At 31.1% G+C, this 23410-nt stretch carries 11 protein-coding genes; 1 reads left to right on the top strand and 10 read right to left on the bottom strand.

The features are described 5' to 3' along the window. Nucleotides 1-51: 51 nt before the first annotated feature. Genes ACVC08_RS15955 through ACVC08_RS15965 form a run of 3 tightly spaced genes read right to left on the bottom strand, consistent with a single transcriptional unit; the run spans nucleotide 52 to nucleotide 2288 of the window. Nucleotides 52-405 (bottom strand): hypothetical protein, encoded by a 354-nt coding sequence (locus tag ACVC08_RS15955; RefSeq protein ID WP_452602793.1) that lies wholly within the window; start codon nucleotides 403-405, stop codon nucleotides 52-54. Continuing rightward, the gene (locus ACVC08_RS15960; protein ID WP_452602794.1) at nucleotides 383-1621 is read right to left on the bottom strand and encodes a polymer-forming cytoskeletal protein; all 1239 of its coding nucleotides are present in this window, start codon (nucleotides 1619-1621) and stop codon (nucleotides 383-385) included. The genes ACVC08_RS15955 and ACVC08_RS15960 overlap by 23 nt, the downstream gene beginning before the upstream one ends. A 31-nt stretch (nucleotides 1622-1652) precedes the next feature. Continuing rightward, on the bottom strand, nucleotides 1653-2288 hold the full coding sequence (locus ACVC08_RS15965; RefSeq protein ID WP_452602795.1) for a toxin-antitoxin system YwqK family antitoxin: 636 nt from the start codon (nucleotides 2286-2288) through the stop codon (nucleotides 1653-1655). 456 nt (nucleotides 2289-2744) lie between these two features. On the opposite strand from ACVC08_RS15965, the gene ACVC08_RS15970 reads away from it, so the two are divergent. Then, nucleotides 2745-3146, top strand: a complete 402-nt coding sequence (locus ACVC08_RS15970) for a hypothetical protein (protein WP_452596841.1) — start codon at nucleotides 2745-2747, stop codon at nucleotides 3144-3146. Between the two features lie 28 nt (nucleotides 3147-3174). Here the strand turns inward: ACVC08_RS15970 and ACVC08_RS15975 are convergent, their stop codons facing one another. From ACVC08_RS15975 to ACVC08_RS16005, 7 genes are read right to left on the bottom strand one after another with little or no spacing between them, the layout of a single operon-like run. Then, on the bottom strand, nucleotides 3175-4518 hold the full coding sequence (locus ACVC08_RS15975) for an ATP-binding protein (RefSeq protein WP_452602796.1): 1344 nt from the start codon (nucleotides 4516-4518) through the stop codon (nucleotides 3175-3177). A 41-nt stretch (nucleotides 4519-4559) separates the two neighbouring features. Next, nucleotides 4560-5654, bottom strand: a complete 1095-nt coding sequence (locus tag ACVC08_RS15980) for a hypothetical protein (protein ID WP_452602797.1) — start codon at nucleotides 5652-5654, stop codon at nucleotides 4560-4562. Nucleotides 5655-5670: 16 nt separating this feature from the next. Further along, on the bottom strand, nucleotides 5671-10212 hold the full coding sequence (locus tag ACVC08_RS15985) for an eCIS core domain-containing protein (protein WP_452602798.1): 4542 nt from the start codon (nucleotides 10210-10212) through the stop codon (nucleotides 5671-5673). Nucleotides 10213-10257: 45 nt separating this feature from the next. Next, nucleotides 10258-12306, bottom strand: coding sequence for a contractile injection system tape measure protein (locus tag ACVC08_RS15990; protein WP_452602799.1), 2049 nt, complete (start codon nucleotides 12304-12306; stop codon nucleotides 10258-10260). A gap of 23 nt (nucleotides 12307-12329) precedes the next feature. Further along, a complete protein-coding gene (locus ACVC08_RS15995) occupies nucleotides 12330-17402 on the bottom strand; it encodes a hypothetical protein (protein ID WP_452602800.1) in 5073 nt (1690 codons plus the stop codon). Further along, nucleotides 17392-20118, bottom strand: a complete 2727-nt coding sequence (locus ACVC08_RS16000) for a hypothetical protein (protein WP_452602801.1) — start codon at nucleotides 20116-20118, stop codon at nucleotides 17392-17394. Before ACVC08_RS16000 ends, ACVC08_RS15995 begins: the two co-directional genes overlap by 11 nt. Then, on the bottom strand, nucleotides 20106-23402 hold the full coding sequence (locus ACVC08_RS16005; RefSeq protein WP_452602802.1) for a baseplate J/gp47 family protein: 3297 nt from the start codon (nucleotides 23400-23402) through the stop codon (nucleotides 20106-20108). Before ACVC08_RS16005 ends, ACVC08_RS16000 begins: the two co-directional genes overlap by 13 nt. Nucleotides 23403-23410: the final 8 nt, after the last annotated feature.

A 23410-nucleotide genomic window follows, 5' to 3' on the forward strand; every position in this document is an offset into this window, starting at 1 on the left:
AGAATTAAAAGATTAAATAATGTTTCTAATAGGGTAAAACTCTTTAAAAACCTACTCATATGTATAAGGTATTATTTTCTTTACATTATAAACATTATTTATTGTTTTTATAGTCCATTTTAAGACTGCTATTTTTTCATTTTCTCTTATTTCTACTGTTTTTATAATACTATAGTTTTCATATTTATAACTATTTGCTTCATAGTCTTTAGTCTCTAATACTTCTTGTGTTAAAAATTCTACTTTTTGCTTCGCTTTATAATATGTTATAGGCTTATCTCGTTTTACAACATTTATATAAATAGTAAATGCAACTAACACACAAACTGATATAATAACTATTGCTATTATCGACTCTAGTATGGATGAGCCTTTAAAAGATTTAGAATGTTTTAATAACAACATATTCTTTTTTAATGCTTTTAGTTTCAAATAGAGGTAGACCTACAAAATTACGTGGTAAACTATCTCTGTTAATAGTCGCATTTAAAATAACATTTTCATATTGAGACGATTTTGTTTTCAAATAAAACCTATCTGAATAAATACTCCCTATTATTTCTCCTTTAACTTGTGTTCTTCCGTAACAATAAATATCTCCAATTATAGTAGCTTTCTCTTCAATAGTTAATTTACGTTTTAAAGAGCCTATGTAAGTATTTCCATCTATAACGATACCTCCTGCTAATTTGGCGCCCTTTTTTATATCTACAGTAGCAGAATCTATATCATTTTTTATATAAATACTTGATGGGTATAATAGTTTTGCTTTTTCTTTAATAACAACTTTTTCGTTTGCTATAATTTGAATATTACCTCTAAATCCTGAATCTATAACTACTTTTGGAGCCATTAATACAATATCTTCTAACGTAGTTGTGGCATTAATTGTTACAGGGTTATTAGTTTTTAATATGAGATTGCCTTTACAAGTTAAATTATTAAGGCTTGTTATTCCATTTAAATCCAATACTTTGGTTTCGTTCTCAAAACTATTAATTATAATTTCGCTTTCAATAGTTTCTAACGATATCTTATCGTAATCATCAATAGGCACCGTAATATTTTTACTTAACTTAGGTAATTTATCTCCAGATTTCTCTTCATTGCCTTTAATAACAACATCATTATTTATTTTATTGTTAATGTAAGTTTGTTCTGTTTTTCCTATTGGTACTTTTATATTTCCATAAATTCTAGATTTACCAGAAAGTTTTAATGGCTTATCGTAATCTGTTACATATAAAGCTAGGGCTGTATTATTTTTTTCTTTTGTACCTACTAAAGCTATTTTACAAATTGTATCATTTTTAAAAATAGTTTTAATCATTAAAATATCGTAGAAACCCCAATTTTTTTTTTCTGCATAAGAGTAGATTCCATCCTCGAAAATATCTATAGTAGATTCTTTATTAATGCTAAGTGTTTCTATATTATTTACATAATAGTTAAATGCTGAGTTATTTCTACTTATTAGATGATTACTCATTTCTAATTTAACATTTAATGCATTTTGATAATGAGATATTAAAACCAAGCTCCCACATAAAATAGATATGATAAGACATAAAAAAATAGCGTTACTTAAAGACGATGCTTTGTAATGGTTTTTTATAATCATTTATTATTTATAGAAACTAACATTATTGAAGTTAGCTCTTTTTGTTTTCTGCCTGTTTATTCTCTTTTTTTGTTTGAGTTGGCTTTTTTTTCTTTTTAAATAACCTTTTAAAAAAACCTTCCTTTTTAGATTCTTTATTTTTTTTCTTGAAAAGCCTATTAAAAAATGAATTTTTAGAAGTTTCATCTTTTATATGTAGTATTCCTTTTTTGTAAATTGTAGTGTCTTTAGTTTGTAAATTAACCCAAATACCTGTTTTATTGTTTTTTCTGTAACGTCCTTTTTCTATTGTATTACCCGCTTTATCGTAAGTAATATAATCCCCATTTTTTTCTCCTTTATGCCAAGTTATAACTGCTTTTAATTGCCCATTTTTATACCAAGTTTTCCAAAACCCATTTTTTAATCCAAAAACAAACTCTCCTTTTTCTGCTAATTGATTGGATTTATAGAATTTAGAATACGTTTTATGTAATACATAGCCACCAACATCGTATCTTGAAGAATGAACTTCTCCAGATTTAAACCAGTAATAATCTTTATCTTTATCTAATGAAGAAATTTGTTTTAAGGAAACATAACACTCTATATCAAACTCTCCGCTTCTTATTATTTTTTTTTGAATATCATTATTTGGCTCTATAGTTTGTACAGAAAGTAAGAGCATACAACAAATTAGAGTAAATTGTTTTAACATAATATAAAGTTAACTGAACAAATATAGTTTAAAATAATTAATGTATTTAAGTTTATAAGGTGCTAAATACAAGCACTGTTTGTTACTTTTTAATGTCTAACAAAACTATTAATGTGTTTTTAATAATCTTGCTTTAATTTAAATATTTATTTTTTGTTGAAAATATAAAATTAAGCTTATCGAAAAGTAATCAGTAGTGCTTAATATCATTAAATAAACGAGTCTTTTAAGTTTCTTTTTTGAAAGATTAAATACACAAGTATAAGAAAAACAGAAACTACTCTCCACATAAATGGATCCTTTTATTATTCTATTTATAGTATTATGACTGGTATTATTTTCATTATTATACAAAGGAAGGACTATTTTAAACAAGTCATTAGAAATAAAGACTTGTTTTATTGAAATCTATTACATTTGCAACTTATGTCCCTACTACTTAAAACATTTACTTTAATAGAAACTTATAATTTCGATTTTGGAAACGTTCGTTTTTATGACAACTTTTTAATTACCGAACTAAATGAAGGCATCTCTTTTGACATTGATGATGCCATGAAAATTTCTGAATTGGTTTCTTTTCATTTTAAAAATAAGCCGTTTGCATACATCTCTAATAGAGTAAACTCTTATGCTAATGTTCCTGTTAATTATCTTAAAATAAAAGAGGTATTTCCTACCATTAAAGTATTTGCAGCTGTAACTTATTCTGAGCTACAAAAGTCCATTATAAGTATAGAGAATAGTTTTTTAAATGGAATGTTAACCGATTTTAATAATTTGGATGATGCTATAAAATGGTCTCAAAACAAATTATTAGAGGACTAGTTTTTTTTAGAATTCTTGCCAACCTAGCTTATAATGTTTTCCCCTCTTTTGCGTACTCTTTTTTGATTCCTTCTATAAGATAAGATTCTTTTATTACATGCGTTCCACTTGCTAATGTTTTTAAACAAGCATACTGTACTATATTTACAATATTAGCACCTGTTATTCCATATTTCCTTGAAAGCGATTCTAACGACAGAGTTTCTTCTAATGGAATTTCTTTAGGCAAATTATTTTCCCACAAACGTAGACGCTCAGCATGTGTTGGTATTTGAAACTCTATTATAGATTGAAAGCGTCTTGTAAACGCCGTATCTATATTGTTTTTAAAATTTGATGCTAGAATAACCAACCCTGGATGTGCTTCTATTCGTTGAAGTAAATATGAGACTTCTTGATTTGCATACTTATCATGCGCATCTCTTACATTAGTTCGTTTACCAAATATAGAATCGGCTTCATCGAAAAATAGAATCCAATCTTTATTTATGGCTTTATCAAATAAACTAGATAGGTTTTTTTCGGTTTCCCCAATATATTTAGAGACTACCATAGATAAATCTATTCTATAGACATCTTTATTGGTATACTTTCCTAATAAACCTGCTGTTAATGTTTTTCCTGTTCCAGGTGGTCCATAAAACATAACTCTATATCCTGGCTTTATAATGCTTCGCATATTCCAGTCGTTCATTAAGGTTTCGTTATGTTTTAGCCAGACTTCAACTTCTTTTATTTCTTGAATAGTTTTGTCTTTAAGTATTAAATCTTCCCATTCCATATCGGTTTCTATTAAACTTGCTGGGAATTCCTGACTTAATTGTGGCTTTAAAATAGCACCAGTTGTTATTTTAGCCAAATACTCTTCATCTATAAGTATACGGCCGCTCATTTTTGGTTCTCCAGCTGGAACTACTTCTAACATGAGAATTTTATTTTTAAATAAAAAAGACTCTGTTTGTATGTAGTCTATACCTTGTAAGCGTTCTTCTATATCATTTCCATACAAAATGTATAGTGCTGTTTCGGCTGTTGGTAAAATACCGCGATGGTTTTTTCCTTTAATGCCTCCAAATTCTGCAAATTCGCCTCCATTTGGTAAAAATTCGGTAATAATATTACTTAGAAAACTAGGACTTAATTGTGGTACTAATGCCAGTAATAATAGTATTACATCTTCATTTTCTAATCTATAGTTTAAAATAAATTGTGCTAAATACGATGGGTTATGTTCTATATTAAATTCTGGAATCGATAATACTTCTCCTGTTAACTCTAGAGTTAATCGGTGCTTTATTGTGTCTTCTAAGTGATTAAATATCGCCTTAAAGGTTGTTTTTGAATTTATATTTATGATTCCGTTTTTGTCCATTTATTTTACCTTATTACATTCTTTTCTCTTGAACTAAAATTTTAAGCGCCCAAAATTTTAACATCTTTTGAAACTATAGCAAATGCTGTTGCTAAAGAATCTGGATTTAATAACTTACATGCATCTATATTTAATTCTGCTATCGCATCATCATAACTTGACATACTCATAATTGATACAACAGTTGTATTTCTTAATTGTTTTAAATACAACTCAAAATCATTCCTTTTTTTACAACTTACAGCGACTTTTAAAAGTTTCACAACCCCTCTAGGGTTTTGCCCTGTATAGACATCTGGAACTTCAATTAAAGGGCTAAACACCGAATCTCCAAGGACTCTCTCTAAATCATCAATTGATTTCATTGCCGCATCGAACGTAGCTATTCCTTCTCCTGACACCTTCCAATAGCCTATTACTTCATCATCATATGTACTCCAAGCTTCCTTCTCTATTATTTTTAAAATACTTTCCTTTGATACAGCTATTTCATTTTCAGCTTGAGCTCCAAGAAATATACTTAACAACTCTATACTTATAAAAGATTGCTTTTTTATATAGTCTTCAATTATTTTAAGAGCATCCTCTGGTTCCGCTATAGAATCTATAATTGGAATACCAGCTAAATGATGTCCTAAATCTGCTTCCTTCCATAAAGTATCAGAAATAGGATCACTATAACTCCATCTAGAAAAACTCTCCTCTATTTTACTCCAAAACAACTCAGGTACCTTTTTTACTTTAGGGATTTTAGCATACATTAAATTCATTGTTTCTTTTAACTTCTCTTGTTCTGAAGTAAAATAAGCAGCATTTCTTAACCACATAGCCCTAGGGAATGATGCTAATTCATTACAAACAAATTCTGGGCCATTATAATCGCTATTATATATATAAACAAATGGAGACACTTCAATCTCTCTGCTAGGCCATAAGTGTATTGCTAAAACTCCATCTGAATCCCTTGCTATTGGCAAAAAAGCAGGCGATACAAGTCTGCATAGCCTAGCAATAATTTCCACTAACAAATCATCTTCTACAGGCTCAAACATCAAATTCTCTAAAGCTTTTCTATTAATTAGATTTAATATTTTTTTTGCTGAATTATTTACAAATTCAAATGCAGTCTTATCCATTATATAATTAATTTAATCAAAATATATTTAGTTCTTTTATACCGTCAACACTTTCCCAATTACTACTAGACTTTCCTTTAAGTTCATCCGTTGCCGCTTTTCTTTCTTCTTTTGTACCATCTCTATTAGATTTTTCTAATGCAACAACAACTGCTAAATGAGCCTGTCTAGCTCCAGCTTTCGCTACATTCCCCACTCCTTTTTGAAATTTATCAACTTCAGTAGACCACAACTCATTTTCTTTTTCTAATGCTGCATTTAATTCCGTTTGAAAAAACTGTGATGATAACACTTTTGGTGTATCTGTATCTCCATCACTTCCTGCAGTAAACGTAGGTACTGTAGCACCTGCCTCTAGTATTAAGTTCCTGTACTCTTCTTTATCATCTGCTGATAGTTCATTAAATTTCTTTAGATAAATTAATCTAAGTTTCTCGCCATTCAATCTCCTTAAAACTTCTGCTGCTGTTTCTCTACCAAAATGAGCTCTCCAAAAATCTGCATCAGTATTTGTCTTTTTTATATGGGTATGCTTATTAATATTTATAGCCATTAAATTATCTCCTGGTGTGTGTTGTCCCTTAGGCATTTTTGCTATATCATTAATCCATTTATTTTCTTTAATAAACTCTCGCTTTTTTGCTCCTGTAGAAAAACTATTTATTACACTTTGCGCCTTTATTGAAATCCATTTCAACAATCCTTTAGAAGGAACATGATGTGCCTCTTGCTGTTTTGCACCAGATTTAGTTTTTAAATCTTTATACAAACCAACTTCTGGCTTATGTCCTCCTTCTGCCCCCTCTACTGCAGATTCTAAAACAAAATCGTTAGGAGCTATTCTTATTTTATAATCCATATCACCATCTTTTTGATCTTCTTTTGGATCTTTAAAAGTGATTTTCATTTTAATAGGCTTTTCTAATTTTTTGTTATACTTTTTCTCAAGTTTATCTGCTAGTTTTTCTTTTTCTTTACGAGTTTCTTTATAGTCCTTATTTTTAATTGGTTTAGACATTTCTTTTGAAGCTTCTTTTCCAAATTTAGCGTGCTTCTTTTTATCCTTGTCAGAGGTTTTATTCTTACCCTTTTTCTTGCTAAAAATCTTACTAAACTTAGCCTTAGCTTTCTTAATCATTTTTGTAACCGCCTTATCTATACGTTTACGTACCTTTTTAATGATTTTCTGAACTTTTTTAACAAGTCCGCTAAGTCCTATCAATTTAGCAAATAAACTAATAACAAGAGGTAATAACATGGCTAAACCTTTCTCTATAGCTTTCGCTACTCCTGCTACATTTCCACTTGCTAACGACCTAATAGCCTCAATTAGAGATGGTATTAGCATGATTGCAGATTCTACAAAGAATACTATAAGATCTTTAATTGCCATTATGGCTTTTATAAATCCTGCACCAGGAATTAATAGACTTAATAACCATTTTATACCTGCTTCTATTACTTGCGTAATTAGCATGCTCTTTATGGATTCTATAATGGTCTCTTTAAGATCTGTAAATTGTTCTTTAATGTGCTCCCACATTCCAGAAACCCCTTTTTCTCTTATAATTTGAAACATTTCGAAACCTTTTTCCATAGCTTCAACCATAGGCTCTCCTAAAAGTAATACTGCTTTTTTACGCATAAAATCCCACCCTAAACCTAGTACCTGCATGACTAAACTAAAGATTCCTTTAAGACTAAATAAGTCGTCTGGAATAGTTATACCAACTGGTCCCATCGCTCCTGTTAACCAAGTAACAAAACCACCTAACATGTGTTTTTGTATGTTAGCCATAAACATATCAATCCCTTTACCAACACCTTCGAATAGTGTAGAGACAAAACCTATTGGATCTTCCATAATAACATCCATAGCATTTTGTATTTCTGCTAAAAGGGTTGCTATTAAATCTCTAAGTTTTTTTATGGTTTCTATAATCCCATTAATAAAGCCTAAGGCTGCATCTATAAGCCCACGATTAGCGGCTTTCATTTCTTCTATACGTGCATCTACAGCATTTAAGCCTTCCATGTATTGTTCTGCTAAACTATCTACTAACTCGTCTTGTTTACTGTTTACCGAATCTTCTAACTCGTCGAATTTATCGTTAATGTCTTCGGCTGCTTCTTTTCCTAATTTTTGAAGGTTTTTAGGTAGCGACGCTACATATTCTTGTACTTCTTGTTTACCTGTTGTTACTCGTGTTTTGGCTTCGGTTAATTTTGTAGCGACATACTCTGCTACTTTAGTAATAACCTTGTCCATAGTGTCTATATATACTTGACGCCCTGTAACAAAGAAATCGTTTACTTCGTCTGGCATTCCTGCAAACTTATCTTTAACCCAACGTCCCGCTCCAATTAATCCGCTATAGCGTCTTGCTTTGTATGCACTCATTTTTGCATCTACATGCTGTTCAAATTTTCTTTTTGCTAAATCTGTTCCTGCTTTAAATGCTGTTTTTACGTCTGTATCTAAATCGTTAAGTATTTTTTCTACATCTGCTTTAGACTTCTCGTAAATTTTATTTATCTCTGTTGCTATACGTGTTCGCTCCGAAGTATCGTTTGCTCCTGTTTTAGTTTGTGATCCTGCAACTTGATTTAATAATTGACCTCTCACCTGATGCATTCCTGCTAAGCCTGCTTGTTCTTTTCCTGCCGCGCCTGCTTTAACATTATTAAGTACGCCTTGCTCTTTTTTACGTAATTGTGCTGGTGCTGTTTCTGCATCTTTTTTAGCCTCCTTTTTAGCATCTAACCCTTTCATAAAAGACGGTTCGTTAGATTTTTCTAACTGCTCGTCTGTTACTTTATTATTAGCCATTTGCTGGTCTACCTCTGCCACATTATCTTCTAGTGGTTTATTAACCTCAGCATCTCCTCGTTTTGGAGGCATTGCAGCTGTTGGATTTGTTGTCGGTGGCTTAGCTCCTACTGGTGCTTCTGGTAATGGTGTTACTTCTCGTTCTGGAACTGCATCAACATTAGGTTCTTGCTCTGTGGTTTGTGCTACTGGCCCTGCTGCTGCTGCTTTTTCTCCTTCTACATCTTGTGCTGCTGCCTCATTTACTTCGTCTATATTATTATTTTCATCGAAGTTAGCGGCTTCGTCTTGATTAGCTGGTAATTGCATTGCTGCAATACGCTCCATTAATTTCGCTTTAAAGTCTGCTGCATTAAAGGTTCCTGGCTCGGCTTCTGCCATAGCATCCACTTGTCCAGATTGCGCCATACTTTCTCTTTCATTTGCAGGAGAAACTGCAGCACTTTGTGCCGCACTTGCAGAGGCTTCTGGTTCTTCGTGGTCGCCTTGTGCTTTTGCAGTATTATCTATTCGTCCTTCTAATTTTTTAAAGTTTGGATCTTCTTTAGGGTTTCTTGGTGTTGTGGTTACTGGCGCAGCTTCTTTTTTACCTCCTTTCCCTCCTACTTTTCCTTCTACTCCTTGTTTCCCTTCTACTTTGTCTAACTGTGTTCCTGCTTTAACTTCTGCTCCTTCTACTTTTACGTCTCCTTTTCCTGTTTCTAGGTCGGCTACATCCCCTTTGCTTTTGGTGTTAGTTCCTGCTTTTATTGGCGTTTCGGCTTTTGAATTCTCTATTGCTTCTTTTCCTTCTGCTTTAGCTTTAGAGGCGCCTTGTTGAATTGTGTGTGTTAACTCATGAGCAATAAGTGTTTGTCCTTCTTTAGAGTCTGGACTAAATTTTCCTTCGTTAAAGAAAATATCATTTTTATTGGTAAATGCTTTGGCTCCTAAATCTTTATTCATTTGAACAGAGTCTGAGCCTGTATGAATTCTTACACCGCTAAAATCTGCTCCAAAACCTGATTCCATATTGGTTTTTAAGGTCGATGGCATTTCGCTTCCTTTACCTTTTGCTCTTTTAATTCGGCTACTTAGGTTTGTTTTTTTAGGTGTTGAAACATTTAATTTTGCTTGTACTTCTTCGTCTTCCTTAGCTTGAACACTCTCTTCTTCTTTACTCTGTATTTCTTCGTCTTCCTTAGACTGAACGCTCTCTTCCTCTTTACTCTGTACTTCTTCGTCTTCCTTGGCCTGAACGTTCTCTTCTTCTTTACTCTGTACTTCTTCGTCTTCCTTAGACTGAACGTTCTCTTCTTCTTTACTCTGCACTTCTTCGTCTTCCTTAGACTGAGCGTTCTCTTCTTCTTTACTCTGCACTTCCTCGTCTTCCTTAGACTGAACGTTCTCTTCCTCCATTTTTTGCACCTTTTCTTCTACTGGTGCTAATTGTACTGTTGGTGTAATGTTTTGTGCAATAGATTTCTCCTGTACTTCTGTATCTTCTTGTTTTTGAATTGTTGGTGTTGCTGTTGGTGAGAAAAATGCCGAATCTCCTCCTAATGTTCCTCCTTGTTGTTTAGATACAACTTTATCTGCAACTGTATCTGCTTCTACTTCATATTTATCTCCAGGCTTTCCAACATTAAGCTTAGCCTGTATAAAAGCACTTTCTCCTTTTGCTTTTTTAAAAGGGTTAGAGTTGCTAGGCTTAGCGTTGGTGTTATTTTTTGCTGCTGGTGTAAACATATATTACCTTACATTTTATATTTATTGCGTTATTTTTTTATTTTTTTACCAATCTGTATATATTAATTTATCAATCCAAGGCAATTTACTTAGACTCAAAGTCCATGGTAGTTTATCTAATAATAGATCGAATACCTTGCGTTCTACTATTATTTTAGGGTTTTTATTTTTAAAACTTATTTTTCCAGAGCGTTGTAAAAACTCATTACGCAATAAGCTTGTAGAGGCATTATTTAACGCTTTCCAATGTTCTACAACTGCTGTTAATAAATCTTCTGCTTTTTCTTTTAAGTCTTCTGGTATTACAACTTCTCTTCTAATTGATTGTTCTATAGCAATACCACAGAGAAATTTTTCGAATACCATATTGTTTTCATACTGCTGTTCTTTTTTTGTTGCTAAATAGTGTAATAAGTGAATTGCTAATTCTGGGTTTATTATTTCATTTGCTTCATTTAATAGTTTACAGGTAGTAAAAAAGTTTTTTAAGTAGGGATGCAGTATAATTAATCCTGCGTTTTTAACGTAATATTCTCCTTTATTCTCTTTCTTAAATTCAGGGATATAAGCTCGTTTTTTAGTTAAATCGAATATTTCCTTTTGTTTTAAAGTTAATGACTCCTGACTAATTTTATTGGCTTTTGGTGTTTTTAGTTCATTGTCTGCTTTTATCTTCTTTTCTTCTGTATTTCCCTCTACATTTACTTGATTTTTAAGATGGTTTTTCTCTTCATGTCTTGGCTTTAAATCATCTTCTTTGTTTAAGGTTTTCCTTCTTTCATCTTCTTCTCTATTAGCATTAGTTATTGAAGTCTTTATTTCTTTTTCTTGCTTCTTAACTGCTATTTCTTTTTTAATAGTATTTTCTAATGTTTCATTTATTGTTTCTGCAGTGTGCTCTACTGCATCTTTATCTTTTTGACTTTTTTGTTCTTTATTTTTTTCATCTAGCGCATTTTTTTCACTCAAAGATTCGTTGGTATAAGCCTCTTCTTTACTTTTATTAATTTCGTTTATTCCCTTTGCCTTATTAGTGTTTTTTGTTTTTTGTTTTAGAATATTTTTAGATCGTTTACGGTCTTCTTTTTTGTTTTCTGTAGTATTTTCTAAAACATCTTTTGGTTCTTTTTTAACTTTTTCAGTTTCAGTTTTGCTTGCTTTTAAATCGTTTTCTTCTTCTACAGATTCAGAATTGCCTAATATTTTTTGAATACTATTTGATATCTGTTTTTTTTCTGATTCTTTAGCTTTATAATTCTCAATGCTAAATGGGTTTTTAGCTGTTAGTTCGTTTAATGTTTTTTCGGGAATTGCTTTAAGTATCAATGTTGTTAATTCTACTATTTCATTATTCTCTTTTACTGGTTTAGATTCTAATACCATAATAAACTTAGAGACTATATTTTCTTTATTTTCTTCTATACAATATTGGATAACTTGTTCCCAAAACCATTGCTTATATTTAGGTTTTAATTGATTAATTAATGTGTTTATTATTTTATCTCTTTTTAAAATTGTTATGATTTCGTTTTTAAAAACTTCTGATAGAATGGTTACTATTTGTATACTAGAAAACTGATTTATAATTCTATTTTTAACGCTAGGGTTTTCTATTTTTCTTTTAAATAGTGTTTTAAAACTGTTTGTTTTAAATAGTTTAATTATTGCTTCTTTATTGTATTCTGTTGGTGTTTCTTTAGTATTCCACCAAGGCATTGTTCCATACTCTAAAAAGAAAATAAAGATTTCTTGCTTGCTTTTATTTATGCTTAAAAAAACAGCTTTGTTAGGGGCTTTACTTGGGTTGCCTACTATTTTTTTTACTTCTTCTTTTATTTGTTTTTTTATATTTTCTTTTAAGGCTTCAAAGTTATTTCTACTATCTCCTGTTACTTCTAGTTTTAGTTTAGGTATTTGAATTATTTCTGCTGGCAATTCCTTTTCTAGAGTTTTAAAATAGTTCTCCATGTATGGAAATATGTCTTCTTTTAAAAACCCATCAATATTATCTTTGATTGCAAATGCCGTTTTTTTACTATTGGTATTTACATCAACAAAAACCTTGTTTATAATATGTTTATGGGTGCTATTCATAATTAAATAATCATTATAACTAATTAATTTGGTGCTATTTGACCGTCTAACAACGGTAATAGTTCTTGTATTATAAATGTTCTTAAATAATTTACAACTCCTGTGTCTTTGCTATATAATGTTAAGTAATCTCTTAATTCATTATTTGTATCAAAGACTATGTTTTTATTTTTTAACGTTTCTAAACTAGATTTAAGTTTATCCATTATTGCTAGAATACTATCTTGCTGATCTATTAACACTTGTTCTGGCTGGCAGTGTAACACATTAAATAGTAGTTTAATTTGGGCACTATAAAACTTGGAAGTTATTATAAACTCAGGCCCTTCTTTTAACTGTAGTAACGCAGCTGTTCCTAGCTCTAGCAGATTAGTAAATTGCCCATTTATTATTTCTGGGTTTTTATTTCCATTTAAAAACGCTTGTATCTCTGGTGTATTAACTGTTGTATAATACTCTACTATTGGCATTAATACATTCTTTTTAATTGCTGCATCAAAATTTGAAGGAATGGTTAATGTTTCATGGTCATTTTGAATAGCCATTGTTGTACTTGAGATACAATCTAATCCATCTTTTACTTTAAAGGATTTAATTGTTTTTGTGTTTGACCCACAGGTACTAATTGCTGTTAATGAAATATCTATACTATTAGTTTCAAAAGCGTTTACATCTAATTTTACTTGAGATCTTGTTGTTCTCTTTATAACTTGTCCTCCAATTTTCCAAACATAAGAGTCTGCTAATTCTGATGTGTTTTTAAGTATTAAAAATGTACCTTCATTGTTTTCTTCAATATTTGCTGTAAAATTTGCTGTAGAGGCTTCTTTTAGAGTTACGGCTAATAAATTATCTCCGTTTATCCCTAAGTTTATAATTCCAGCGCTTGTTAATTGCGTTGCGCTTGGTATAAATACATAGTTCCCTAATGGTTGCAAGACAACTCCTGGCCCTTCTGGCACAGTATTGTTTATAGCGGTTGGTAATGTTGTTATAGCATAAGGATTGTCGTCATTAAGACAAAATTCAACTTGATTTTCTGGTAATGTTATAGCAAAATCTGGATAGTTTACTGTTTCTGTTATTTGTACTGTGGTAATACAGCCTCCAATGTTTGTTACTTGTAATTCTACAGTAAATACATTCTCTCCTTTGTCTATAGGCAAATTAAATTTTAGCCCTTGTTTTGTGCTTACTATTTTATTGTTAATTTTCCATTGGTATGTTAATTGGTCACTAAGCCCTACTGGTGCAGCTCCATAACTTCTAAATAAATTACCATTTGCCCAGAAAAAGACACCTTGAGCTTTAGAGATATTAACTGCTAGTAATTGATTTATTGTTATTGTTGCATTTGTCGGTAATCCTAAAACTGAAAATTTAATTATTTTACCAAAATTATCGGTGTTAAAATCGTTAGGAATTATAATTAGTTCGTCTCCTTGCACTTCTACGCCTTGGAAATTACCATTTGCTATTTCTATTGGCGCATCGACTGGGTTTTTACCTGTAAATGGTATTTTTATAATTTCTGAGTTTGATATGTCTAAACAATAGGTTTCGTCTATTGTTAAAGCGACGTCTATTGGATCGTCGAAAATAATGGTTTCTATTGCTATATTATTTTCACAAAAACCATTACTAATGGTTAATGTTGGCGTAATACTATTCTCTGTATTTACTGGTAGGTTATATGTTATTACAATTTCTCCATCGGAATTAGGTATTTCGTTAGATAGTTCTCCTTTTCCAAAATCCCATGTATAGGTTAAGTTAGGTATAGCATTAACTACTGTGTATGTTACTGTTGCTATCGTTTTTGCATTATTGTATACTACTTGTGGTGTATTTACACTAATATTAGGGTCTGCGTATACTGTTATTTTTGCGCTTGTTTCTTCTCCATTTACTGTAAATGCTATTTCTGTACCGTGTAGGCTTGCATCTGTTAATGCTGGATCGAAAACGGGTTCTCCTAGTTCGTTTGTTGTTACTCCACTAGCTATACCTTCTGGAACTTTAGCTTTTATATCTGCATTTGCTGGAGATGCTTTAAATGGTAATGGCGTTAAATCTACTCCATTTTTTAAACAAATAAATGTCTGAGGTAAGCTAAGCGAAATTGGATCTTTTGGTACAATAAAGTTTATTGGTGAGCAATCTGAACAACACATATATGGTAATGCAAAATCTGCAATTACTGTATTTTTTGCTGCTATATTGGCTTGCAATACGGTGTTTTCTTCAAAGTATATTTTAGTATTTGTTCCTACTATTGCTGGGTTTGCAAAGTGAATATAGTTTTCTTCTTTTTGTAATATTCTATCTGTAATACGTATAATTAGTTTTTTTCTATCTGCTATTGCTTTTATTGATCTTTCTCCTGCTCTTTCCCATATATTATTTAAGAAAATAGCTAAGTTATTTACTGTTTCTTCTATTGTTTTTCCTATAAAAACGATTTCGCTTAGTGGGTTTTGAGTATCGTCTATAACTTTATGTAAAAATGCAAAGTTTGTACTTAATCTATTATCCCATAGTTTAATTTTACCTTCATCTCCATCTAATCCTTCGTCGTCTATATTGGGTTGTTCTAAGAAGTCTAATTCTAAGGAGACGGTTTCGTATGTTGGTTTGTCTGCTGCATTTTCTGTTAAATATGCCATAACAAACGTTCCGCCTTCTCTTACTCCTGCTTTGTGTTCTAATCCTGGATGTTTTTTTACAAATTCTGATAATTGAATTTGTGCTAATATTTCTTGTTTTCTTTTTTCTATTTCTTCTAATAGAATTTCTAGTTTTTTACCAGAACAGCATACTGTTGATAGCTGGTTTATTATTAGTCCTAATATTTGCTTAGAGCCTTCTTTTATTTTTGTGGTTTGGTATTTAGCTTGCAAGTCTTTAACGCGCTTACATAATTGGTCTATTGTTAGTTTATAGTTTGTAAGCGTAAATTTATCTATCTGCGTTATTCTATCTGGAATTCTATCATCTAAAATATAAGAGTATACTAATGTTTCTGTTACATTAGTAAATATAAAATCTGCTAATGGTGCTTCTGCTTCCCATTCTGGTAAGTCTTTAATTTCTGCAGCGCTTGCATTAAATGTTGCTAATATATCATTAGCCGAGCCTTCTTCGTTTAGTTTTATGGCATTCTCTAAAAGAATCCCCAATGTATTTTCTTCTACTGTTAATTGTTCTTTTACAATATTTGTTTTTACTAAGTCTGTTTGTTGAGTAAATTGTTCTAATTGAGAGCTATTGCCCGATAGCATTTCATTTGTAACCGAATTTCCTACTGTTCTAAAAGTTCCCGAAGTTGGGCTAATATCATCGTTTGTAAGGACAACTGTTCCCCCAGTTGTTACACCTCCTGCTGCTCCTCCATCTGTTATTACGGTTGGACCTTGTGGAGCTATTTCAAATTCGAATCCGTTATTTACTGCTACTACATTGGTTCCTACTTCTGTTGTACTAAATGCAGAGAAGAATCTACTCATTTCTGAAAGAATACAGTTTTGCTCTGTTCTCCATGCATTAAGTAATATACTTAAATCTTCAAATTGGCATTTGTAGTCGTTTAAGTTAATTGTTTGTGTTGTTGCATTTATAGACAATACTTTAACATCGAAATTTAAACCATTGTCTTCTTTTTTTCTTAATATTTGGTCTAAGGCATCTTTGTATAATTTTCCTTGATGTCCTTCTATTCTATAAAAATTATAATTATCTATATTATACGATAATGGTTCTTGTACTGAAGGGGTTTGTGCTAAATTACCTCTTTTATAGCTTAAATTATAGTGTGATCTTAAATTGCTTAATTTCTCGAAGCTCCAATCTTTTAAAAGCGTATTATCTACATCGTAATAAAAAGGAATCGCTTTGTTACCTAATTGTCCTGAGGCTTGAGATGGTGTTATTTTTATTGCATCTCCTTTATTAAAATCGATATAGCTCGTTGCTAATGCTGTTATTCTATTTATTAGGCTAATTACTTTTTTATAGTTTGCATCTTCATGACCTATTACTGGAGATTTATAGAATTGATGCCTAAAGGTTAAAAAGGGTTTTACTTCTTCTATTCGTCCTATCATTAAGTGTTTTGGAAATGCACCTATATTTGGACAACATGCTACATTAATATGTAGTAGCAAATCTTTAATTTCGTTATAGGTATCTATTAAATCTTTTAGTACATCGTAACGGTATTGGTAGTCTGTTGGCGTCCCATTAGAACTAAAGTTAAATAAACTGTCTATTCTTGTATCTAAAGACGCTCTATTAAACCTAGATAAAATTGTTTTTAATCCTGTTTTAAGGTTTGGTATTGTATTATTTTGTTTTATTGCATTAAAATAGTTTTGCTTTAGTGTTGTAAAAGTTGCCGTATTTTTAGTGTTTAGTATTATTCTTTTTGCACTTACTTCTGGCAATGCTACAAAGGTTTCGTTCCAATTATGTTTATTGTAAATAGCATCTTGACCAATTATATACCTTGCGTTTTCTAAAGTTACTAATAGTACTTTTAATTTTGAAACTTGCTCTATTCCTTGATTATCGCATGATAGTTGTGTGCATAATTCGCCTTCTTTAGAGTAGTTTTCTACATACAGCAACACTACCATATTTTTTATATTGTCTAAGGCTTCTAATGCTGTGTAGGATTCATCTCCTGTTTCTGCTAATTCCCATAAATCGATCTGCTCATTGTCTGGGTTTAAAAAATGTTTGTATTTTACATTTGCATCTGTAAACTTCTTATAAAACTTGTATGTTTTTTTAGATAGGTTTATAGATTTTAGTGTTTTATCTTTTACGCCTTCTTCTGTAGTCGATGGATTCTGCAATGCTACCAAGTCGCCATCTGTTGTAACACCTCTTCCTTGTGTTATTTCAATGGCATTTTCTGTTTCTATATATGTTAACTTAAATCCACAGGCTATCCCAACACCGCTAAGGCTTGTTCTCGTTAAACGGTCTTGATCATCAAAATAATCTAAAAACTCATTTAGCTGATGTTCTGTTAGTACTTGGTTTGTACTAAATTTTCTATATTGGGTGGTTATATCTTTTAATTTAGTTTTCATCGCTGTTTATTTTAAGTGTTCCCAAATTGGTTTGTCCTAATATGATTCTTCCTTCTAATTCATCGCTCTCATCATTACAGTCTAATAAACGCCCTACGGGATAGATTGTATTTAATTGAGACATAGCATCTATTAGTTTTTTATGTTCATTATTGTTAATTGTTGGTTGCTCTTGTAATGCTAAATTTGTTTTAGCAAAGAGGTAATTTTTATAGGCTTCTTCAAATTGCCTTAAATCATTTTCATTGTCTTCTACAACACCTCTTCTATATCCTACCCAGCAAATTTTAGGTAGTATGTGCGCTGGTAATTCTTCTTTAATAATATTTTCCATGTAGCGCCTAAAATCTGGATTTGAGAATCGGTATGTATAGCCCGGCAAAATAATGCTTACACGGTAGGAGTAGGGGTCTATATTACACTCATCGCACTCGTCTGCACATATTTGTATAAATGTATCTTCGTCTGTTGTTTGCTTGGTAACATCTGGACGTAATAGCATGTGCTCTACTAAAAACATACCTTCTTCTGAGAATTCAGTTTTTATAAAATCTACTAAATCTATTATTCCTTGTTTTAGGTTTTTAAGGGTGTTATAAAATATAAATTGTTTGGCTATTATATAATTTGTACTCGATTTAGGTTCTTCTGGGTTAATAATTTGAAAGGTGTATACTCCTGCATCTGTTTTATTTATTTCTATGGTATCTATAAGTGTTTCATTCTCTACCTTGTTTTCAAATTGTTTTTCTATTGTTTTTTCTGAAACTTGAATAATTTGTAGTATGGCAAAATAGAGTTCTTCTGATGCTTTGCTGGCTGTTTTATAGTTTGTTGTAGATGATAAAACAATGTCGTTATTACTGTTACGAACTCTCCATCTGTATTCTTCTGGTGCATTTTTATATACTTCAACAAAAGAATCTGTTAAATGGCGTCTTGTATAGTTTTTAACACCTACTAATCGTGATACTCTTTTTTGAAATCCTGAAACATTATCTGTATCCCACAGTGCTTTATTTTCTTGCTTGTAATAATTAAAAGCACAGCCTCTTTGGGAGCTAATTGCTACATAATCTTTTAAAAAGGCTTCTTTGTTTGCTAAAGTCATTTCGTCTGCAGAGCTACCGTATAAGGTTTTCATTAAAAATGTATAATCGCCAAAGCGTTCTGCAAATCGTGCTAAGAGATGGTCTAAAATTTTGTTTCTTCGTTCTATATTATTATCAAACTTATCGAACAGTAGTTTTGTTAGTGCGTCTTCGTTTGCTTTTGGATAATTTTTTACTAAATCATCAAAATCTTTTATACCGTGTAAGGCTTGAGTAAAATATGTTTTTGTTTCTGATCCATTTATAGATAATAGGTCTTTAACTTTACCCAAGTGTTTAAAATAGTTTGCTAATATTTTATCGAAAAACAATAGGTACGCTTTTAATTGTTTTGCTTGTGCTTTCCTTTCTGTTGTGGCTCTTGCGTTTAATCCATCTAGACCAATACCATAGGTGTCTGGAAAATCATTTTGTATGGTGTTATACTGGCTGGTCTCTAAACTAATGCCTTTAGGTATGTCTAAGTTTTTATTTGTTTTGGCTACTTTTTGCGCTTCTATAGTATCTGTTTTTAATGCTTCAGAAAAACGTAATACTTCTGCTTCGTTTATATTTAATGGCAACACTCCTTTATGGTAGTTAAAGGTGCTTCTTTCACAAAGTTTAGGTTTTTTGTTAGGGTCTATACAAATAATCCAATCGTTTCCTAATGGTTTGGAAGCGTCACAATGCCCTATTGAAATGTCTTTAATTAGTTTTACGCCTTCAATATTCATTAGTATTTTCATTAAGTCCGAAAGTCTAACTTCTGTTCTTAATTCGGCCGCTTTTAACTCTTCTATATCTATAAAACCATTTTCTAATGATGGGCCATCGAAAATTTGATCGGGTGTATAGCCTTTTTCTAGCATTTCTTTTATGCTGTAAAAACGTAGTTCTGGAGAAAAATAGTTATTGATTTGATAGAGTACGTTTGCATGCACTTCTTCTTCATTAGCTTCTATATCTACTTCTATATTAGCACAAACTGAAACGCCTTGAGTTTCTACAGTATTTATGGTTACTATATCTTCACATAGGTTTCTATTGTTATAGTATGCTTCTTTTACTAATTCTAGTATATCTTCTTTTTCTTGCTCTGTTAGGTCTTCTTCTAAGGCATCGTATTCTATAAATAGTGCATACAATCCTTTGAGTTGAAATTTATTTTTAAAGGCTTTATCTAGCGTACTAAAATCATTTTCGTTATATGATAGTTTATTTTCTTTGCAGTTTACATAAACTGTTTTCTCATATTTACGAAGCCAACAGTTTTTAACTCCTTTAACATCTATAAATAGTTTTCTATAATCGTTTGCTGTTAGTGCTTTTGTAGGAAATACATCTGCTGCTTTATAAAATTGGTTTTGAATAGTATTATTTGAATCTTTTGAAGCTAATAGGTTTTCTATAGGCATTTCTATACGCATCCCTAAATCTGTGATAGCATAGCATAGCATTTCCATAATAGTTATGCCTGGATCATGGGCGTTTAAATCTGTCCATAAACTACTTCCTAATTGCTCTATATATTCTATTCCTTTTTCTCTTAAGAAATGGAAATCTAAGTCGTTTTTTGTAGCAACGTCTTTTGGTATCGATATGTGTTTTTCTACGCTTTGCATTCTATTGTTGCTTCTGTTTTTTGTTGTTTACATGGCGATTCTGCTAATGTTATACTGTGTTTTTTAGCAGATACTAAAATAGATTTTGGGTTTAATGGTGTAATACTATTATTGCTAGAAACGCCATCTTTATCCATACTTACATTTTGTAAATAGTCTACATACTCTAATTTCTCTAAATAGTCTATTAATACACTTCTATGTAGTGTTATACCAAATTCTATTTCCTTTGTGTCATCGTATGCCCATGGTGACAAAAACTTAATAATGTCTGTTTCTAATTTTTTGGTGTAGAAACTCTCGTCTAGACCTTCATAAAATTTCGCTTCTAGTGTTATGGTTACTTTTTCGTAATTTGGGTTTATTACTTTTGCATTTACATGCATGGTATTAAGTGCATTTAGGTAGTTTTCTACTTTATTCATTAATGCTTTACTTAATCTTGGCTCGAAAATATCGAACACGTTTTTATTTACTGTATCTGGTACTACTACTATAGTTACTTCTCCTGCTGCTGTAAAGTTTTCTTCTTTTGTATGGTTTAGACATTTTACTTTATAGATTTCTGGAAATTTCTGTAATACTAGGTGTTCGTAATCCCATAGTGTTATTGCTCTATTTTTATGTCTTAATCGTTCGCTAATTCTTCTATAAAATAGTGCATCGGATTCTTCTGGTATGCCTCCAAAGGAGCTATAGGGTTGTTTTATAGATTTTATTTGTGGTTTTCTTGTTATTAGTTTCGATATGGTTTCTGCTGGTAGTCCTTTTTCTAAATGAGATAATTCGTTCTCATTGTTTACAAATGTTGCTTGTACGGCTTGCGCGTGTATGTTTATAGCTTTACAAACGGCATCGTAATCTCTATGCATTCTTGCTCGTAGCCATATTAATCCTTCTGGGAGTTCTGTATTATGTTTTGTAGCTTCTTTAGGTATGCTAATTTTTACAATTCCTGAGGTCAAAAAGTTATCTGTATTATTAGATATTATATCATCTTTTAAGCTTTTCCATTTATTATCGCATAGTATAGACCAGTTTATTTTTTCATTAGTATTAAAAGAGGGCACTAAAGGGTTTTCGCTTCCTTCTAATACTTGAACTAATAAAGCTACAGTTTGTGACACTTCTGCATTTTCTAATCCTATATATAATGCGCCTCCTTTACAGTATTTTGGAACTAAATAGGTATTTATATTATTAGTATCGAACACATCTTTTATTCCGCTACTTTGCTTTATTATTTTTAAATAGTTATGTTCTTCTTTTTGACCAAATGGATGGTTATGAAATAACTGTATTCTATTAGCATCAAACGCTTCTCTTGTTTCTAACAAATCTGCTTCATTTATTGGTAATGTTTGAGAAGCAATGTTTATTGTTTCTTGTGCCGAATAGTCTAATGTTATACTTTCTACTATAGGTGTGTAAGGTTCGTTTGGAATTAAAGGGTCGTCCTTGCTTGTTAATGCTAAAGCATAGAGTCTTGGGTATATTTCATGAAGAAATGTTTCTTCTAGCGACAAACGCATTGGCCCTGCTTTATCTATTTTAAAAACAGAGTTGTTTGTCCATTTAATATTACTTTCAAAATCTTCTGTTTCCTCATTTGTTTTGGGGTCTTTTATTTTTGTAAATAATATTTGCGGTATTGCTTCTATACTCCATTCTTCTTTATGAAGTAATGCTTTTTCTGCTTTAAAATGGCTGTTGCTTGTTACTATAAACTTATCATTACTTATTGCTATTGGTTTTCCTTTTCCATCTTTAAGTACAAATTGACTTGGTTTGGTTGCTAACTTTTGTGTTTTTAAATAGGCCTCATACCAAGTTTTAAAGTCTTCTGGTGTATTTTTCCATTTTAAATTAACGTTTATCTTGTTCCAATTTTTAGAAAATACTTCTGGGTAGTCTATATAAAAGTTTGAATTTTTAACTGGTTTTGTACTAAATGGATAAAATGGTTTTACAGTTTTTAATACTCCATTATCATTTTCTAGTAACAACGATTTTGCGCCTTCTACATTTACATTTACAGTAATTTCACTAACTATTCTATTTACTATAGCACTATAAAACTTGTATCCTTTTTGGTTTGCTGTATCTATAGTAAAGCATACTAGAGGAAATTCTGTATTGTATTTTTTTAATAAGGTTTCCTCGTTATAATTAACTAAAGCGTCTGTGTCTTTACTTAATTGAAATACTAATTTTACTGATTGGTTTGATGGAATAGCTGTTACAGATTCTCCTGTAATGCCCTCTATTTTAAGTCCTGGTATGTCTATCCATTTTTTAGTACCACTTGCTTTAATAGATAGAATGTTATCTAAATCTGCAGCTGTAAAATTACTTATATTGTTTTTATTTTCTTCTGCTTTTTCTTCAGTAAAGTCTATTGTTATTTCTACTGTTCTTAATCCTTCTTTTAAATTAAGTAAAGGGGATGCAATGGCAAATCCAACCTGCGCATTTTCTAACTCTGAATACGCTTCGTTTTCTGCCGAAGTGTAACCAAAAGGATACCAATAGGGTGCTTCTTCTGGAAGGGCTTCTTTTACTCCATCTAATGTATTTGCTACTCGACTTACTTTAAACTCTGGTACGTTAGTACCTTTAAAATTAGGGTCACTGTTTTTTAAACCATTATAAACTGTTTTTAAACTTGCTACACTTGCTTTATTTACAATTAACTCCTCTTCTGTTTTATATTCTCTTGGGTTGCCTTCATTATCTTTTTTAGCATTTAAAGCTGTTTTTGTTTTTATTTGCTCTTCACTACTTTTTTTGGCTAATTCAAAAATAACGTGAACCTTATCTGGTGTTGCTGCTAGTTTATTGACTTGTAGCAGCTCTTTATAATAAAAGTCTAGGTGTCTTTTTGTGATGCCGTTAAAGCGTTCTTTTGAAAACTCTAACAGTTGTAGAAAGCAAACAAATAATGTTAAATGTGGCGTTAAATTTTTATCATCTTTATATTGCGATAATGTTTTTGATATAGACTCTTTTAATACAGAATACCTAGGGTCTTCTCGATCTGGAACATTACCATCTTCTAGTTTTAAATTATTAAAAAAGCCTTGCCAGTTCCCAGAAGGGTTTTGGGCATCGTTTGTGTTGTAATAATTAATATTTTCTGCAAAATTATAAGCAAATAGAATCCAATCTTCAATATCAAAATCATGCAATTGAAAGGTTTTTGGATCTAACACGTCTATAAATCGCTGCCCTTGCCCTGTACCGCTTCTTTTTAATACTTTATCTATGTTATTGCTATTGCTCATATTAGTTT

Source organism: Pontimicrobium sp. MEBiC06410, assembly GCF_053601615.1.

What these genes read in the sequence shown, in the direction of transcription:
- ACVC08_RS15955 (WP_452602793.1), bottom strand. Translation starts at nt 405, where the DNA reads ATGTTGTTATTAAAACATTCTAAATCTTTTAAAGGCTCATCCATACTA.
- ACVC08_RS15965 (WP_452602795.1), bottom strand. Translation starts at nt 2,288, where the DNA reads ATGCTCTTACTTTCTGTACAAACTATAGAGCCAAATAATGATATTCAA.
- ACVC08_RS15960 (WP_452602794.1), bottom strand. Translation starts at nt 1,621, where the DNA reads ATGATTATAAAAAACCATTACAAAGCATCGTCTTTAAGTAACGCTATT.
- ACVC08_RS15980 (WP_452602797.1), bottom strand. Translation starts at nt 5,654, where the DNA reads ATGGATAAGACTGCATTTGAATTTGTAAATAATTCAGCAAAAAAAATA.
- ACVC08_RS15995 (WP_452602800.1), bottom strand. Translation starts at nt 17,402, where the DNA reads ATGAAAACTAAATTAAAAGATATAACCACCCAATATAGAAAATTTAGT.
- ACVC08_RS16005 (WP_452602802.1), bottom strand. Translation starts at nt 23,402, where the DNA reads ATGAGCAATAGCAATAACATAGATAAAGTATTAAAAAGAAGCGGTACA.
- ACVC08_RS15990 (WP_452602799.1), bottom strand. Translation starts at nt 12,306, where the DNA reads ATGAATAGCACCCATAAACATATTATAAACAAGGTTTTTGTTGATGTA.
- ACVC08_RS15970 (WP_452596841.1), top strand. Translation starts at nt 2,745, where the DNA reads ATGTCCCTACTACTTAAAACATTTACTTTAATAGAAACTTATAATTTC.
- ACVC08_RS16000 (WP_452602801.1), bottom strand. Translation starts at nt 20,118, where the DNA reads ATGCAAAGCGTAGAAAAACACATATCGATACCAAAAGACGTTGCTACA.
- ACVC08_RS15985 (WP_452602798.1), bottom strand. Translation starts at nt 10,212, where the DNA reads ATGTTTACACCAGCAGCAAAAAATAACACCAACGCTAAGCCTAGCAAC.
- ACVC08_RS15975 (WP_452602796.1), bottom strand. Translation starts at nt 4,518, where the DNA reads ATGGACAAAAACGGAATCATAAATATAAATTCAAAAACAACCTTTAAG.